Here is a 14,356-nt window from a genome sequence, read left to right on the forward strand (position 1 = left end):
CTTTAGTTGTTGATGTTCAGTGACACGCGTACGCGCGGCTTTTCCTGCAATTCGGACGGTGCGGTCTCGAACCACTCTGCCAATTCTTCTGTTGTCGGGTATTCGGCAATCTTTACGACTTTACCGTTGACCAGCACGACCGGCAACGCGTCCGGCCCTTTATCGACTAGCACTTGATTGACTTGTTTATTGTCCACAAACGCACCAGGATCATCCGTCAAATTATGGCGTGAAACAGCAAATCCTTTTTTCTCGAGTGAATACACAGCCGACGCAATGCGCGTCAGTTCTGGATCCACAGTGGGGCCGCAAACACCCGTCGAACAACACATCGCCGGATCGAAAATTTCCACCTTTTTCATATTCAGCTCTCCTTCAACCTGTGTAGTTTGGTTCTATTAAATAAGATTAGAGTCATCGTACATATGCTTACTCTATTCAAAACTTCGAACAGCTAGATTTGAAAGATTTAACATTCTAATATTAGAGATGAAGCGGAAGGCCTTGACTCCTGGGGGACCGCCGGGCAGCCGATATCGCGACGTCCTGTCGCCTCGCCTGCATGACCCACATCCTGTGGGCCTAAAGCAAGGCCTGGAGCGCAATCTCCCCCTCCCGAAACTTCACTTACTCACCAGTTGCAGCGAAATGGCGGATGCGCGCTTCGATGTCATCGCGTACCGATTGGAACACTTTCCATTTCTCTTCTTCGGTACCTTGCGCTTTCGCTGGATCCGTAAAGCCCCAGTGGTCGCGTTTTACATGAGGCGGCGTCATCGGGCATTTATCTGCTGCATCGCCGCAAAGTGTCACCACAAAATCCGCATTGTTTAAAATTTCGGTGTCGATCACATCGGATGTTTGATTCGATATATCGATATTCACTTCATTCATCGCTTTTACCGCGTTCGGGTTCAAGCCATGCGCTTCGATTCCGGCACTCAATACTTGCCACTCATCGCCCAAAATTTCTTTCCCCCAGCCTTCCGCCATCTGGCTGCGGCATGAATTGCCTGTGCATAAAAAGTACAATGTTTTTTTCGTCATATTGATTAGCTCCCTTATTCCATGAATGGTTTTTAGTATCTCTATGTTTATTCAACATGATGCCTTTTCCGTATCACTATTACTCACAACGAATGCGCAATCCCTGCTCCACCAATTTCTCGATGCGCTCATCCTGACTCGGAATGAATGCCAAGACTTGCATGAGCATGTCGTATAATTCACTGTCCTGGTTCAATGAATAGAAAATCCATTGCCCCTTACGTTTTTCCTTCACTAAACCGAGATCGCGAAGCTTGCGCAAGTGCTGGCTGATGGCCGACTGGCTGACGTTAAAGATTTCCACGAATTCACAGACGCAGCAATCGTTTTTTTCCAGCAATTTAACCATCGACAATCTCGTCTTATCGCCCAATAGCTTCAGCACCATGCTCGCTTTGTCAATTTCTATTTCGCGCGCTTTCACTTCCATCGGATGATTCCCCCCGCTTCTATACTTAGGTCTGCTTAAATACTGTAATGCCAAATACAGCATATCAGCATATACTTATATATTCAAGTGTCGATCTGGACGATAAAACATATACAAATTGTATTTTTCATAGAAAAAAGGAGCGGACCTATTCCACTCCTTCCTACTTAATCCTTTTCTTCAGTGATGATGATGCCCTGCCGCTTCATTCTCTTCTTGTCCTTGGCAGCGGATTGAGTCGTCATGGGGATGATCTTCAGTTTCCAACTGCACGGTGACATGGCCGATTTTCAGCTCAAACAGCGCATGTTCAATATCCCTAAGCACTTGCTGGCTGTCTTTGAACGAGATATGTTCTTTGACAACTACATGTCCCGACATGGCATTTTTTCCGCTCGTGATGCTCCACACATGAAGGTCATGGATGCTTTTCACCCCAGGTAACGCTTCGATTGTCTGCGCTACTTGCTCCAGGTCAACATTTTTTGGTGTCCCTTCCATCAAGACATGGACCGCTTCTTTCGTCACGCGCCAACCGCTGATCAAGACAAGGATGGCGACGACGACACTCGCCAATGGATCTGCCCATGCCCATCCGAAGAAAATGATCAAAAGGGCTGCCGTGATCGCGCCGACCGAGCCAAGCAAATCACTTAAGACATGCAAAAAAGCAGCACGGAGGTTCAAGTTTTCTTTCGTATCGCCGCCGCGCATCAAAATCCACGCGACGAGAATATTGACGAGCAAGCCGATGACCGCGATAGCCAACATTCCTGAAGTCGCAATTTCCGGTGGATCTGAAAATCGGTGATAGGCTTCATAGAAAATATAAAGTGAAATCAAGACGAGCGTCACTCCGTTAAAGACTGCCGCTAAAATTTCAAAACGTTTATAGCCGTAAGTCTTCATTTGGTCGGCTGCTTTTTCGCCGATGGAAAAAGCCAGGTAACCCACACCGAGCGAAATGGAATCGCTGAGCATATGGCCGGCATCAGCCAGCAGCGCTAGGCTGTTCGTCAAATATCCGCCGACCGCCTCGACCACCATATAACTGGTGATGATCAAAAAGGCAATCAGCAATGTTTTTTTATTGCGGCTATGCGAATGATCATGTGATGATCCCATCGCCAACACCTCCACTGCAGCTTTTAATAATCCTTTTCTCTAAATGTATTCCCGAAAAATCGCCAGATATCCTAAGGAAAACGAAACAAACATCCAGTCACTAGGCTTCCTAACCATAAAAAAACCGGCTCCCATGGCCGGTTTCATCACTGATTTGCTGAGGCTGTTGTCAGGACGGATTCCAGTGATGCTTCAAAACGCAAATTCATTTCCCGTTTCAACAGATGCAATTTTTGGGCATGGTCCGGCTTTACGCCGGTGATGACCGCATCGATTCCCATGACGCCCAAGGTCTGCACGAGCGATTCCAGATAACTGACGCCTTCTTGCGTCACCGTTCCCATCGCCGTCAAATCGATCACGACCGTTTCGGCTTCGTATTCGTAGATGCGCGTGACAATATACGGGCGGATCGCTTCAACTTTTTTTGCATCCAAATTACCGAACAACGGAATGAGCACATAGCCTCCACCGATTGCGATGCACGGGGCGGAAAGTTCACGCACTTTATCCAGCAGCGCATCGGACCGTTCTTTTTCCTTAAGCAATTCATAATCCGTTTCTTTCAAGCGGCCCCGCAAGCGAATCAATTGAGACGTGATGGCAGCCATTTGCTCATCTTTTGGCACCAGTACAAGATTCAGTGAAAAGTCGCTATCCCACCGGTAATAGACGTCCGCCAAGAAGAAGCCGGCCGCTGTGGTGAAATTCAATTCGATTGGTTTCTTGCTGCCGCGGGTTTTCAGCAACCGCCCTGCTTTGGCCCGGCTGCCATCATCGAGCAATTCAAAGAATCCACTTGGTTTTCCGAAAAGCTGTTCTGCCTCTAGCGAATAATCGACGACCGCAAAGCTATTGTTCAGTTGAAAAGCCGGAAGCGGCCATTCAGCCAGTGGAGAGCGTGTCATCGTTCGACCCCTTTCCTGTGCGGATCCATTCGCGGAGCGCCCCGAGTTCTCGGACGACGACCGCTCCTTTTATGTGCAAATCCGCAAAGCTCGACAAGGTGGCGGCCCTGCCGCCAATCAGGACGGCTGGATTTGAGTCCACCTTAGAGAAAGCTTCGGCGTAGGTTTTCAAAACCGGCAAGCGGTGTGCAAGTGCACCCGACAATGCAACAACATCGGGCTGCCAGTCACCGGCCAATTCGAGCGCTGAATCGAGCGGCAAATTCGGCCCCATATAACGGACATCATAGCCCTCTTCACGGAACATCGCCGCGACCATCTTGAGCCCGATATAATGCTCTTCGCCTTCCGGGCCAAAAATCATCGCTTTTTTGCGGCCATCCTTATCTTTATTGCGCAGCTCCGTAGCGGACAATACAAAATCGCAAACAGCGGTTGCTAAATGCTCTTCCGCAACCGAAATCTCATTTTGTTCCCATAATTCTCCGATGCGGTACATCGCCGGCGTCAAAATTTCGCCGTAGAGCTGTTCATGTGAATGGCTTTCCAGGAAATCCTGGACGTATTTCAAAGCTTCCTCTTCCTGCCCTTGCAGGAAAAGATCCGAAAGCTGTGTTGACTCGTTCATTTGATCAGCCCCTTTTATGTGGAGGGAGCTCCAATAACCGGACTGCGCGATCGAGGCAGCCCCGCATGAAATCTCCTTGCGTTGTTTCGGTATAGCGCGGCACAATTTCGATAAGCCGCTGAAAATTATCGATGATGAGCGCAGTTTCGACATTGCGGCTCACGAGCACCGTTTCGAGCCAGAGTGCATAGTCTAGAAAGGATTGCTCGCTTTGCAGCTCCCACGCGGTTTCGAGGTAATCCAAGTGGTGATGATTGTCTTTAACGGTATGTTCATATCCCTTATCGCCGAAACGTTCCCATAAATTCGGGTACGCTTCGTATATACCGTCTGCCGTGTCGGTCGCGATTTGCTGTTTTTGTTCCTGGTTCATTCGGCCACCACTTCGTATTGATGGACTTTCGGGACGATGCCCGCGAGTTCCTGGTCTGGATAATTCTTCTCCAAATCATGGATCTCCTTGAACTCCTGGCTCTTGACCCAGTTCATATAGGCCTGTTTGGATTGCCATTCCAAGTGGACGGTCAGTTCATGGCGCTTTTTCGTGTTTTGGATCAGCCGGAATGAAGTGAAGCCTTCCGCCTGGTCTACACGGCGCGATCGTTTTCGGTATATTTCTATGACGTCTTGCACCTTGTCTTCCGGCACAATGACGGTCGATGTGACGATGTACATAATTCAGAACCCCTTTGCAACTGGCTTTGTATAAGCCGTGCATGATAAAAGTATACCTCAGCATACCATTTCAGCTTCCGAAATAAAAGCGAGCGCCTTCGGGACATTTACAAGAGTATTTTCAATATTCCGCTTGTATTTCGAAAGTAATTGTTGTATGATGGAAAACATCAACCAACCACAACTATATAAAATGATTCTTATCGAGAGAGATGGAGGGATTTGGCCCTGTGAAGTCTCAGCAACCGGACTTATATGTCACGGTGCTAATTCCAATAGGTGCAACCTAGTAGATGAGAAGATAGCATATACGGCAGGGGCTTTCTTCTTATCATAGAAGAAAGCCCCTGCTTTTTGATTTGAAAGGATGAGGATCATGACACAACATAGCCTAGAAACACGCCTGGTTCAACTCGGCAACCGCAGCGACCCGCGCACAGGGGCGGTCAATCCCCCGATTTATCTTTCTACCGCCTACGAACATGAAGGCCTTGGCAAATCCACAGGCTATGATTATACGCGGACGAAAAATCCAACCCGCCAGCTTCTTGAAGAAGGGATCGCAAACTTAGAAGGCGGCGACGCAGGCTTTGCGTGCAGCTCTGGAATGGCCGCGATCCAGCTGGTCCTTTCCCTGTTCCGCCCGAACGATGAGATTTTGCTTCCTGAAGATATTTACGGCGGTACTTACCGTCTGCTGGAACAATATGAGGAAAAATACCATATCCGTCCCGTATACGATCCCTTCGTCGATCCGAAAACGGCCGAAGCGAAAATCACTGACAATACAAAAGCGATTTTCATTGAAACGCCGACCAACCCGTTGATGCAGGAGATCGATTTGGAATTGTATGCACAACTGGCCAAGCGCCACAATCTTTTACTGATCGTCGACAATACCTTTTTGACCCCTTTCTTGCAGCAGCCGCTCAAAATCGGCGCCGATATCGTACTCCATAGCGCGACCAAATACATTGGGGGCCATAACGATGTGCTTGCTGGGCTAGTCGCCGCAAAAGGCGAGGAGTTATGCGCGCAGCTTTTCAACGCCCATAACTCAGCGGGCGCTGTACTTTCCCGCTTGATTCCTGGCTGTTGATCCGCGGCTTGAAAACCTTGCCGCTGCGCATGCGCCAACACGAAGCGAATGCCAAAGAACTCTCCCGCTTCCTTGAAACTCAAGAGACCGTGACAGACGTACTATACCCTGGAAAAGGCGGCATGCTGTCGTTCCGCCTGCGCGAAGAACAATGGGTCGGGGAATTCCTCGAGAGCCTGTCGCTCATCACATTCGCAGAGAGCCTCGGCGGCGTGGAAAGTTTCATCACGTATCCCGCGACCCAGACCCATGCCGATATGCCGGTTGCAGAACGCACGGCACGCGGCGTCTGTAACCGCCTGCTCCGCTTCTCTGTAGGCGTCGAGCAGGCAGAAGATTTGATCGCTGATTTGTCACAAGCCTTGGCCAAACTGGAAAAGGAGGTCGTTTCCCATGAGTGAACGACGCGAGACGAAATTGATCCATTCAGCAGGCATCGATCCATTAACAGGCGCAGTCAATGTGCCGATCTATTTATCATCGACTTTCCATCAGGAAAGCATCGATTCGTTCGGGCCGTTTGATTACAGCCGCTCCGGCAACCCGACGCGCAAATCGCTTGAAGAAACGATCGCCAAACTTGAAGGCGGCGCGCGGGGCTTGGCCTTTTCTTCCGGCATGGCAGCCATCTCATCGGCCTTCATGCTGTTGAAAGCCGGCGACCATGTGCTGGTCTCGGAAGACGTTTACGGCGGCACTTATCGCTTCATTACGGAAGTGCTGGAAAAATTCAAAGTCGATTATACATTCGTCGACATGACCGACCTTGGCGAAGTGGCCGCAGCGTTCCAGCCGAACACGAAAGTGGTCTACATTGAAACGCCTTCCAATCCCGTCATGAAAATCACCGATATTGAAATGGCTGCGAAACTGGCGAAAGCAAACGACGCCATGACTTTCGTCGACAATACTTTTATGACGCCGCTTTACCAAAACCCGCTTGAACTCGGCGCGGATATCGTGCTCCACAGCGCGACGAAGTTCCTGTCTGGCCATAGTGACATCACGGCCGGCCTTGCGGTGACAAAAGATGCCGGCCTCGGCGAACAATTGGCATTCATCCAAAATACATTCGGATCTGTGCTCGGCGCACAGGATTCCTATACATTGATCCAAGGCATCAAAACGCTCGGCGCCCGCACAAAACAATCCGGCGAGACGACCGCCCGCATCGCCGAGTATCTGCATAGGCACCCGCTTGTCGAAGAAGTCTATTATCCCGGCTTCTCATTCCATCCCGGAAATCCGATCCATAGCCGCCAAGCAAGCCACGCAGGCTGTGTGTTGTCATTCCGCCTGGCGGATAAGGACGCCGCCCGCATTCTCGTAGATGCTTTGGAAATCCCTGTGTTCGCCGTCAGCCTCGGCGCCGTCGAATCGATCTTGTCCTATCCGGCCACGATGTCCCATGCCGCAATGCCGCCCGCTGAACGCGAAAAGCGCGGCATCACCGATGGGCTTCTGCGCTTTTCCGCAGGACTCGAGCATCCCGATGACTTGATCAACGACTTCAGCCAGGCACTCGAAAAAATTGCGATCGCCAAAGGGCTCAGCGTCGCCGATTAATTTTGTTCATTCAAAAAGACCGTCCGACTCGTCATCAAGCTGATGGGTCGGACGGTCTTTTTTCATGCCTTTGCATCCTACCGCCACTAAACCTAAGAAAGCCTGAATTCCAGGGGGAGGGAATTCAGGCTTTCTTCTATTTATTATAAGACAATCTGCTGGGCAGGCTCTTTGAGCGATACTTTGGCAACGCCCGTTTCTTCGGCAGCCCTAGCGACTGCTTCGGCGACCGCCTGTGCCACACGCGGATCGAACGGCTTCGGTATCACATAATCTTCGTGAAGTTCATGGGTGGCGATCAAGGCGGCGATCGCTTCAACTGCCGCGATTTTCATCGCGTCGTTAATGTCGCTCGCCTGTACATCAAGTGCGCCACGGAACAATCCGGGAAACGCCAGCACATTATTAACCTGGTTGGCAAAATCGGAACGCCCTGTCCCGATGACCCGTGCACCGGCTGATTTCGCGGCATGCGGCAAGATTTCAGGATTCGGGTTCGCCATCGCAAAGATGACCGGCTCTTCATTCATCGAGCGCACCATGCTTTCCGTCAATGCGCCTTCTGCCGATACGCCGACAAAAACGTCAGCACCGACAATGACATCTGCCAACTGCCCTTGTTCCATCTGATAATTGCTCATTTCCGCAACTTCCGCCTTGAAGGGATTCATGCCATTCGGGCGCCCGTTATAAATCGCGCCTTTTGTGTCGCACATGACGATATGGCCAAACCCGAATTTCGCCAGCAATTTAACGATGGCGATGCCTGCCGCACCGGCGCCGTTCACGACCACTTTGACATCTTCGATTTCCTTTTCGACCAATTTCAATGAATTGATCAGTCCGGCAAGCGTGACGATCGCGGTGCCGTGCTGGTCATCATGGAACACCGGGATGTTCATTTCCTGTTTCAGGCGCTGCTCCACGATAAAGCAAGTCGGGGCGGCAATGTCTTCCAGATTGACGCCGCCAAAGCCAGGTTCGAGCAATTTGACGGTTCGGATGATTTCTTCGGCATCTGTCGTATCCAGGCAGATTGGGAATGCATCCACACCGGCAAATTCCTTGAACAATAAAGCTTTTCCTTCCATGACCGGAAGCGCTGCTTGCGGGCCGATATTGCCGAGCCCAAGCACCGCTGTGCCGTCAGTAATGACCGCTACCGTATTGCCTTTCATCGTGTATTCATGCACTTTGCTTGGATCCGCATGAATTTCACGGCACGGTGCGGCTACGCCAGGAGAGTAGGCGAGGCTCAAATCCCTCTCGTTTTCCACAGCCACTTTTGAACGAATCTCCAATTTCCCTTGATGCCTTCTATGCAAGCTCAGTGAATCGTTTTTTAAATCGGTCATTTGCCTCATCTCCTTTTGAATATATTTGTTTATTATATCGTCTATCTGTTAAATTGAAAGACTTTTCTAACAATTCGGATTAATTTCAGCCTTTAGTCGGATAGAGAAATAAAGAATAAGCGCTTACTTAGGAAATTTCTTGCAATCTCTTGGCACAATGCCATATTCCGATACTAATTGGTTTGGACGGCTGCACTCCCGCATATTTACAACTAAAAAAGCCCGCTGTCAAAGCGGGCTTTCCATGTTTGTTATTATTTCTTTTCTTCAGCCAACTCTATGGACGCTAAAGTCGATGTGATCCAAAATTCTTCCGGATCATCAGGGTTAGCTCGGAACTCACGCTTCACTTCACCGAAACCTTCCACAAAATAATTCCGGTTGATCGAGCCTTCCGATTCCTGCTCTAGCACGAAAACGTCTTCAAAATTGCGGTAAGGGGTTTCCAAGCTAGCACCGGTTTCCACTACCGTTGCATCCCCAATTTCTTGATCCTGGTCAATCGGAAATTCCAGGTAAGTCGAAATCACTTCCAGCGCTTGTAACTCTTCAAAGCTCGCCTCGAAATCTTCGTAGAATTCACCTTCTTGTTTGACCAGTTCGATGCGGTCATCATGCAAGCGGAACACTTTAAGGCCGACCGTTCCGCCATTGTCTTCATAAATCGCGACGTGATTTGCTTCCATGTAGTCGGTTCTCAATGTGAACTCAGCAAATTCATTGCCATATCCTTCAAAACGGGCTGTTGAACCATCCTCCAAAAAATAATCGTATGGATCCACGGTGGCAACTTCATCATCGTGGCTGTCCCCGCCCGTGCTGTCTTCTGTTTCAGCTTCTGCTTCCGGCTGTTCAACCGTCTCGGTCGTTTCATCCTCCACAGCTGCCTCTTCCGGTTCTTGCTCCGTGGACATATCCTGTGTGCCGCAGCCCGCAACGGTTAATATGAGTGCGAGCCCTCCCGCACCTACCCAATACTTCATCGACAGTCCTCCTTTTTTAAAGTTGACGTTCAAACCTGCATATAGTTACCGAATATTCAGTAAATATTTTGCAGAAAAATTGGATGCTGCCATCTCCTCATCCGCCTACTTCAGATGCAGCGAATCATGGTAGATCGGCTTTAAGTGAATATCATATTCTTTTCTCGCTTCGTTCAAGTCGTAAATATTGCCTGGAAAAGCCGGGTCCTCCAGTTTTTCGATCTGCTCGTGCACTAAATCAGCAAAATATACACCTACCGCGACACCTTTTGGATATTTGCGCTTTACTTCTTTGACGAAATCCTCCGTCAACATTTGATTGAACGCATGATATAGTGCTGCGTTCACAATCGTCAACGAGTCTTTCGTGGCGTATGAAACGACGTAATAGTTTCCGTAATCGTCCTTCAGTAAATCTCGCTCTGCTTGAATATCCATCCTCTCTCCTCCTTTTGAAGCTGTTAATTTTCCATACCCTTAGACCGCTTGCCAGAAACGGACTTTCCACATGCCGGACATATAAAACGCCCCAACCTTTTCATAAAGGCTGGAGCGTCCGGTTAATCGATTGTTTGCGGATATGAGATTGATACTTTTAAATTGGCATTGCGTTCACGGATTCGATCGAGCAAATCACGGTCTTTGACACCTGCCTTGTTGCGTATGGCAAATGTATAGAGAATCATCGTGCCGAGATTGGTCGTCTCTACTTGCCGCAACTTGAATTCCTCGGTTTGCTCAACCAAAATATCATCCAATAATTGTTCATCATTCAAGTTTTCCGGAACCATTACTTTCAGCATCTGAGTGCTGCGCCCTTGGCCGTAATTGCTTTTAAACAGCAAGTAGAAAACAGCAGAAGCAAACAGCGTCAGCGCAATCGCCAATTGAAACTGGAACAGGCCGGCAGTCATCCCGACACAAAGCCCGAAGAAAATATAGGCGATGTCTTTCGCATTCGTTACAGCGCTGCGAAAGCGGATCAACGAAAATACCGCAAACAAACCGAATGCCACGCCTGCATTGCCGCTGACTACATTCATGACGACCGATACGACTACGCTCATCATGACGATTGTATGGACGAAATCCTGCGAGTACGTTTCACCGGAAAACGTCAGTTGATACACTTGAGTGATGATTAAACTCAAAACGAGCGCAATCACCATCGCGAACAAGCTCATCCATATTGTCGATTCCCCGGTCTCTGTATTCACTGCAAATAAATCATTGATCATATCCATTAGAATGCCCTCCTAAAGTTGTTTGTTCGATTTCGGTTTTCTTGAACTCCCCGTTTGACAAGAGTTCCGTGCTCGTGCAAAACTTCGATGCACTGCGCTGTTCGCAGTCTAACTCCTGCAGTATGCGCACCAGCCAAAGCGGTACACTATGGTCGACTTTTACTTCCATGACCACCAAATCAGGATCGATGAAATGTTGTCCGTATGGGCCTTTCTCCAATTGCAATTCGTCTTTCCGGCAGCGTAAATTAAAATCGAACGTGATGCGCAGATTGCTGTCATCTGTTCCATGCATCGCATGCCGGTCGTAAGCGACGACCATCGCGGGTTGGAGCCGGTAGAAGCGGCGGAAATAATCGATTTCCCGCAGCACTTGCGGATTGGATGTCTCATACTCATCGAGTGTGCAAGTATCCGCTTCCAAATAGCGGTAAGCTTCGCATAACGGCATCGTCAATCTGCGCTTATGGACAACATTTTATGCTTTTGCTTTACTTCAAAAAGCGGTGCCGTTCGGGTCGGTATGGTCGTAAACCCTTAAGCGCAGTTTCTGCCGATACTTCAGTTTTGTTTTGTCTCAAAATAAATATCCTTCTCGGCATTATCAAAATATAAGCTGCTGACCGTGTACCACCCATTCTCCCCGTTCTGGTCGTTGCGCATATGATGACTTAGTTTTCTTTCAAACTCGTACTGCGTTGTCGTAATCAAATACTTTTGTTCACGCCTGCTGAAAATCTCAATAGCCATAGTATTCCCTCCTCCAACTTTCATTTTTGATTAGCTATAAACTGAGTATAGCCATGGTTACTGAGAAACTACTGAGACCATTCTGAGAATTTACTGAGAGAATAAATGGATCATATAGCAAAATAAATACAGCACTCACGATGTCAAACAGCAAAAATCCACCCAGCTTTTTAATAGGCCAAGTGGACAAAAGTTCAACTATTGAGCTGTACGAAATCACCGAATAATGAAATGAGCAGCAAACTGACCGCTCCGACAGATAACGCTGCAATCAATCCGATATAAAAGGCCTCAAGCCCATGCCGCGAAATATTTTCAAGTTCGTGGATAAGCCGACCCCTGCCATGGCAATCCCGAGCATATAGGTCGAACCGAACGAACTCCAAAGCTATAGAAATTTTCCCAACCGTCGGCACTGAAAAATCCGAACGCTTCACCCCGGAAGCAAGCGTAGCGTCTCCCATTGTCCGGATAAAAGATAAGAACAAAAACCCAAGAATGAAGAACGGAAACAATTTATACCATTTCGGCATATTTCCGCTGACGCGCCCTTCACTGCGGAAAAACAAATACGCAATCAACGGGATCACGACAATGATAAACAGATTGCGCGTCAATTTGGTGATGGTCGCCACATCGAGCGCCAATGTCGAGCCGTACATTTGTTCATACATGAGTGCGGCACCCGTTACTTGTGCTGTATCGTGTATGGCGGTTCCGAGAAACAGCCCAGCTTTGATTGGCTCATCGGCAAAAAAGAAATGCGCCAAATACGGGTAAAACAACATGCCGAGCAAACCGAAAATGGTGATATTGGCGACTGCGTAGGAAATTTCATTTTCCTTGGCACGGATGACCGGTGCCGTCGCCATGATCGCCGTTACACCGCAAATGCCGGTGCCGTTTGCTATCAATGCGCCGAGACGATTTGACTGCCCGAATTGTTTCGTGAAAAACAAAGTAACGCCGATGCCGACAGAAATACAGGCAATTATGAGCGGCAGCCCCCAAGCCCCAAGCGTCAGGGCCTCTGTCAAACTCAAGCGCAACCCGAGCAGGATGATGCCGATCCGCAGCGCATATTTCACCGCAAAGCCGACGCCTTCTATAAAGATATCTTGTAAACCGATCGTATTGCGGATGAGGATGCCGAGCAGGATTGCAACAAATATTCCAGAAACTGGGCTTTTGCCGCCTTCCGGCAAGAGACCGATTGCACCAAGTGCAACCCCAATGGCATCCGCACCATAAATTCCAACGATAATGACCACTAAACAAATGGCCAGGCCGGGAAGCAGCCTGACCATTCGATGAATTTCCGTGTATTGTGACACACTCATCTGCTCCTTGCGAACCGTCTTTTATATCGTACTTATCGTACCACCAAAAAGCGGGTCCGTCTAAGGGAGCTTACTTTAAAATTTCTTCAATCAAATGAATGATGCGCTCTTGCTTGATCGGTTCCAAATCGGAACCCGACGGCAAGCAGAGCCCTTGTTCGAATAATTTCTCGCTGACGGCTGTTTTGCCATGTGCATTATGTGAGTAGAATTTGCAGCCTGCAAACAAGGGCTGCAGATGAAGCGGCTTCCAGACACGGCGCGATTCGATATTTTGCGATTCCAGCCATTCGCGGATAGCATCAGGCGACCGGTCGATTCGAGTTGGATCGAGCAGCAAAACCGTCAGCCAGCGATTCGAGCGCGTGCCTTCGAGTTCAGGCTGGAATTTCACCGCTTCGTGCTTGCTGAGCGCGGAAAAATAGCGGCTGAAGACAGCTCGGCGGGCCGACACACGCAACTCGATCGCTTCAAGCTGCGCTCGCCCGATGCCTGCCAACACATTGCTCATCCGATAATTATAGCCGACGCGGCTATGTTCATAAAATGGGGCATCGTCTTTCGCCTGGGAGGCGAGAAATCTTGCTTGCGCCACGCCTTTGCGGTCGTTCGACACCAGCATGCCGCCTCCGGATGTCGTGATAATCTTATTGCCGTTGAATGAATAAATGCCATATGTCCCGAGACTTCCGGTTTTTTTCCCTTTATAAGTGGATCCGAGCGATTCCGCTGCATCTTCGATGACCGGCACCCCGTAATGATCACAAAGGGCAATGAGTTCATCCATGCGGGCGCTTTGTCCATAAATATGTACAATGATCACCGCTTTTGGAAGTTTGCCCTCTTGTTCTGCAGCTGCGAATGCTTTTTGCAGCGCCCACGGAGACATATTCCACGTTTCTTCTTCCGAATCGATAAAAACAGGCTCCGCCCCAGCGTAGAGGATCGGATTGGCACTTGCCACAAACGTCAAACTGGAACAGAATACACGGTCTCCTTTTCCGATTCCCAGCAACTGCAACGCCAGATGGATCGCGGCAGTCCCCGAAGATAAAGCCGCTGCCGCCTGTGTCGTAGCATACGCAGCCATTTCCGCTTCGAACTGGTTGACATTCGCCCCCATCGGCGCAATCCAATTGGACTCGAACGCCTCGCTGATATACTTCTGCTCATTCCCTGTCATATGCGGGGCAGAAAGAAAAATCC

General features: G+C 49.1%; 17 protein-coding genes, 1 pseudogene and 1 riboswitch. Of the genes and pseudogenes, 2 read left to right on the forward strand and 16 right to left on the reverse strand.

Annotation, left to right across the window (positions count from 1 at the left end; translation table 11 throughout):
- Nucleotides 1-2 precede the first annotated feature (2 nt).
- The 8 genes from arsD to CW734_RS12835 form a co-directional block, all read right to left on the reverse strand.
- Nucleotides 3-362, reverse strand: a complete 360-nt coding sequence (gene arsD, locus CW734_RS12800) for an arsenite efflux transporter metallochaperone ArsD (protein ID WP_101190799.1) — start codon at nt 360-362, stop codon at nt 3-5.
- A gap of 265 nt (nt 363-627) precedes the next feature.
- A complete protein-coding gene (gene arsC, locus CW734_RS12805) occupies nt 628-1,047 on the reverse strand; it encodes an arsenate reductase (thioredoxin) (protein WP_058383287.1) in 420 nt (139 codons plus the stop codon).
- Between the two features lie 79 nt (nt 1,048-1,126).
- Complete coding sequence (locus CW734_RS12810) at nt 1,127-1,477, reverse strand: ArsR/SmtB family transcription factor (RefSeq protein ID WP_101190801.1); 351 nt, start codon at nt 1,475-1,477, stop codon at nt 1,127-1,129.
- 180 nt (nt 1,478-1,657) lie between these two features.
- On the reverse strand, nt 1,658-2,602 hold the full coding sequence (locus CW734_RS12815) for a cation diffusion facilitator family transporter (RefSeq protein WP_101190803.1): 945 nt from the start codon (nt 2,600-2,602) through the stop codon (nt 1,658-1,660).
- 146 nt (nt 2,603-2,748) lie between these two features.
- On the reverse strand, nt 2,749-3,510 hold the full coding sequence (locus CW734_RS12820; protein WP_101190805.1) for an STAS domain-containing protein: 762 nt from the start codon (nt 3,508-3,510) through the stop codon (nt 2,749-2,751).
- Nucleotides 3,488-4,138, reverse strand: a complete 651-nt coding sequence (locus tag CW734_RS12825; protein ID WP_101190807.1) for a cobalamin B12-binding domain-containing protein — start codon at nt 4,136-4,138, stop codon at nt 3,488-3,490. Before CW734_RS12825 ends, CW734_RS12820 begins: the two co-directional genes overlap by 23 nt.
- 4 nt (nt 4,139-4,142) lie before the next feature.
- The gene (locus tag CW734_RS12830) at nt 4,143-4,511 is read right to left on the reverse strand and encodes a hypothetical protein (protein ID WP_101190809.1); all 369 of its coding nucleotides are present in this window, start codon (nt 4,509-4,511) and stop codon (nt 4,143-4,145) included.
- Nucleotides 4,508-4,813 carry an antibiotic biosynthesis monooxygenase family protein gene (locus CW734_RS12835; RefSeq protein WP_101190811.1) on the reverse strand — a complete coding sequence of 102 codons (306 nt, stop codon included), beginning with the start codon at nt 4,811-4,813 and terminating at the stop codon, nt 4,508-4,510. Before CW734_RS12835 ends, CW734_RS12830 begins: the two co-directional genes overlap by 4 nt.
- Nucleotides 4,814-5,010: 197 nt before the next feature.
- A riboswitch (SAM riboswitch) is annotated at nt 5,011-5,113 on the forward strand.
- A gap of 76 nt (nt 5,114-5,189) precedes the next feature.
- On the opposite strand from CW734_RS12835, the pseudogene CW734_RS12840 reads away from it, so the two are divergent.
- Nucleotides 5,190-6,313, forward strand: a pseudogene (locus CW734_RS12840) (methionine biosynthesis PLP-dependent protein).
- The gene (locus tag CW734_RS12845) at nt 6,306-7,478 is read left to right on the forward strand and encodes an aminotransferase class I/II-fold pyridoxal phosphate-dependent enzyme (protein WP_101190813.1); all 1,173 of its coding nucleotides are present in this window, start codon (nt 6,306-6,308) and stop codon (nt 7,476-7,478) included. The pseudogene CW734_RS12840 and the gene CW734_RS12845 overlap by 8 nt, the downstream one beginning before the upstream one ends.
- A gap of 143 nt (nt 7,479-7,621) precedes the next feature.
- On the opposite strand, the gene CW734_RS12850 is transcribed toward CW734_RS12845, so the two are convergent.
- From CW734_RS12850 to CW734_RS12880, 8 genes are all read right to left on the reverse strand, one after another.
- On the reverse strand, nt 7,622-8,833 hold the full coding sequence (locus CW734_RS12850) for an NADP-dependent malic enzyme (protein WP_101190815.1): 1,212 nt from the start codon (nt 8,831-8,833) through the stop codon (nt 7,622-7,624).
- 254 nt (nt 8,834-9,087) lie between these two features.
- Nucleotides 9,088-9,816: a hypothetical protein gene (locus tag CW734_RS12855; RefSeq protein WP_101190816.1), complete on the reverse strand. Its 729-nt coding sequence runs from the start codon at nt 9,814-9,816 to the stop codon at nt 9,088-9,090.
- A 105-nt stretch (nt 9,817-9,921) separates the two neighbouring features.
- Nucleotides 9,922-10,254 carry a hypothetical protein gene (locus CW734_RS12860; RefSeq protein WP_101190818.1) on the reverse strand — a complete coding sequence of 111 codons (333 nt, stop codon included), beginning with the start codon at nt 10,252-10,254 and terminating at the stop codon, nt 9,922-9,924.
- 122 nt (nt 10,255-10,376) lie between these two features.
- On the reverse strand, nt 10,377-11,060 hold the full coding sequence (locus CW734_RS12865) for a DUF4956 domain-containing protein (RefSeq protein WP_232787058.1): 684 nt from the start codon (nt 11,058-11,060) through the stop codon (nt 10,377-10,379).
- The gene (locus CW734_RS19130; RefSeq protein ID WP_232787059.1) at nt 11,044-11,511 is read right to left on the reverse strand and encodes a VTC domain-containing protein; all 468 of its coding nucleotides are present in this window, start codon (nt 11,509-11,511) and stop codon (nt 11,044-11,046) included. The genes CW734_RS12865 and CW734_RS19130 overlap by 17 nt, the downstream gene beginning before the upstream one ends.
- 110 nt (nt 11,512-11,621) lie before the next feature.
- The gene (locus CW734_RS19135; protein ID WP_232787060.1) at nt 11,622-11,810 is read right to left on the reverse strand and encodes a VTC domain-containing protein; all 189 of its coding nucleotides are present in this window, start codon (nt 11,808-11,810) and stop codon (nt 11,622-11,624) included.
- Between the two features lie 194 nt (nt 11,811-12,004).
- A complete protein-coding gene (locus CW734_RS12875) occupies nt 12,005-13,144 on the reverse strand; it encodes a YeiH family protein (RefSeq protein WP_232787061.1) in 1,140 nt (379 codons plus the stop codon).
- Nucleotides 13,145-13,220: 76 nt separating this feature from the next.
- Nucleotides 13,221-14,333, reverse strand: coding sequence for an aminotransferase class I/II-fold pyridoxal phosphate-dependent enzyme (locus CW734_RS12880; protein ID WP_101192195.1), 1,113 nt, complete (start codon nt 14,331-14,333; stop codon nt 13,221-13,223).
- Nucleotides 14,334-14,356: the final 23 nt, after the last annotated feature.

Source organism: Planococcus sp. MB-3u-03 (assembly GCF_002833405.1).
GTDB lineage: Bacteria > Bacillota > Bacilli > Bacillales_A > Planococcaceae > Planococcus.

Excerpts from the sequence above, each read along its gene's own strand:
- CW734_RS12815 (WP_101190803.1), bottom strand. The coding sequence starts at position 2,602 with ATGGGATCATCACATGATCATTCGCATAGCCGCAATAAAAAAACATTG.
- CW734_RS19135 (WP_232787060.1), bottom strand. The coding sequence starts at position 11,810 with ATGGCTATTGAGATTTTCAGCAGGCGTGAACAAAAGTATTTGATTACG.
- CW734_RS12860 (WP_101190818.1), bottom strand. The coding sequence starts at position 10,254 with ATGGATATTCAAGCAGAGCGAGATTTACTGAAGGACGATTACGGAAAC.
- CW734_RS12845 (WP_101190813.1), top strand. The coding sequence starts at position 6,306 with ATGAGTGAACGACGCGAGACGAAATTGATCCATTCAGCAGGCATCGAT.
- CW734_RS12835 (WP_101190811.1), bottom strand. The coding sequence starts at position 4,813 with ATGTACATCGTCACATCGACCGTCATTGTGCCGGAAGACAAGGTGCAA.
- arsC (WP_058383287.1), bottom strand. The coding sequence starts at position 1,047 with ATGACGAAAAAAACATTGTACTTTTTATGCACAGGCAATTCATGCCGC.
- CW734_RS19130 (WP_232787059.1), bottom strand. The coding sequence starts at position 11,511 with ATGCCGTTATGCGAAGCTTACCGCTATTTGGAAGCGGATACTTGCACA.
- CW734_RS12855 (WP_101190816.1), bottom strand. The coding sequence starts at position 9,816 with ATGAAGTATTGGGTAGGTGCGGGAGGGCTCGCACTCATATTAACCGTT.
- CW734_RS12865 (WP_232787058.1), bottom strand. The coding sequence starts at position 11,060 with ATGGATATGATCAATGATTTATTTGCAGTGAATACAGAGACCGGGGAA.
- CW734_RS12810 (WP_101190801.1), bottom strand. The coding sequence starts at position 1,477 with ATGGAAGTGAAAGCGCGCGAAATAGAAATTGACAAAGCGAGCATGGTG.
- CW734_RS12880 (WP_101192195.1), bottom strand. The coding sequence starts at position 14,333 with ATGACAGGGAATGAGCAGAAGTATATCAGCGAGGCGTTCGAGTCCAAT.
- CW734_RS12825 (WP_101190807.1), bottom strand. The coding sequence starts at position 4,138 with ATGAACGAGTCAACACAGCTTTCGGATCTTTTCCTGCAAGGGCAGGAA.
- CW734_RS12850 (WP_101190815.1), bottom strand. The coding sequence starts at position 8,833 with ATGACCGATTTAAAAAACGATTCACTGAGCTTGCATAGAAGGCATCAA.
- CW734_RS12830 (WP_101190809.1), bottom strand. The coding sequence starts at position 4,511 with ATGAACCAGGAACAAAAACAGCAAATCGCGACCGACACGGCAGACGGT.
- CW734_RS12820 (WP_101190805.1), bottom strand. The coding sequence starts at position 3,510 with ATGACACGCTCTCCACTGGCTGAATGGCCGCTTCCGGCTTTTCAACTG.
- arsD (WP_101190799.1), bottom strand. The coding sequence starts at position 362 with ATGAAAAAGGTGGAAATTTTCGATCCGGCGATGTGTTGTTCGACGGGT.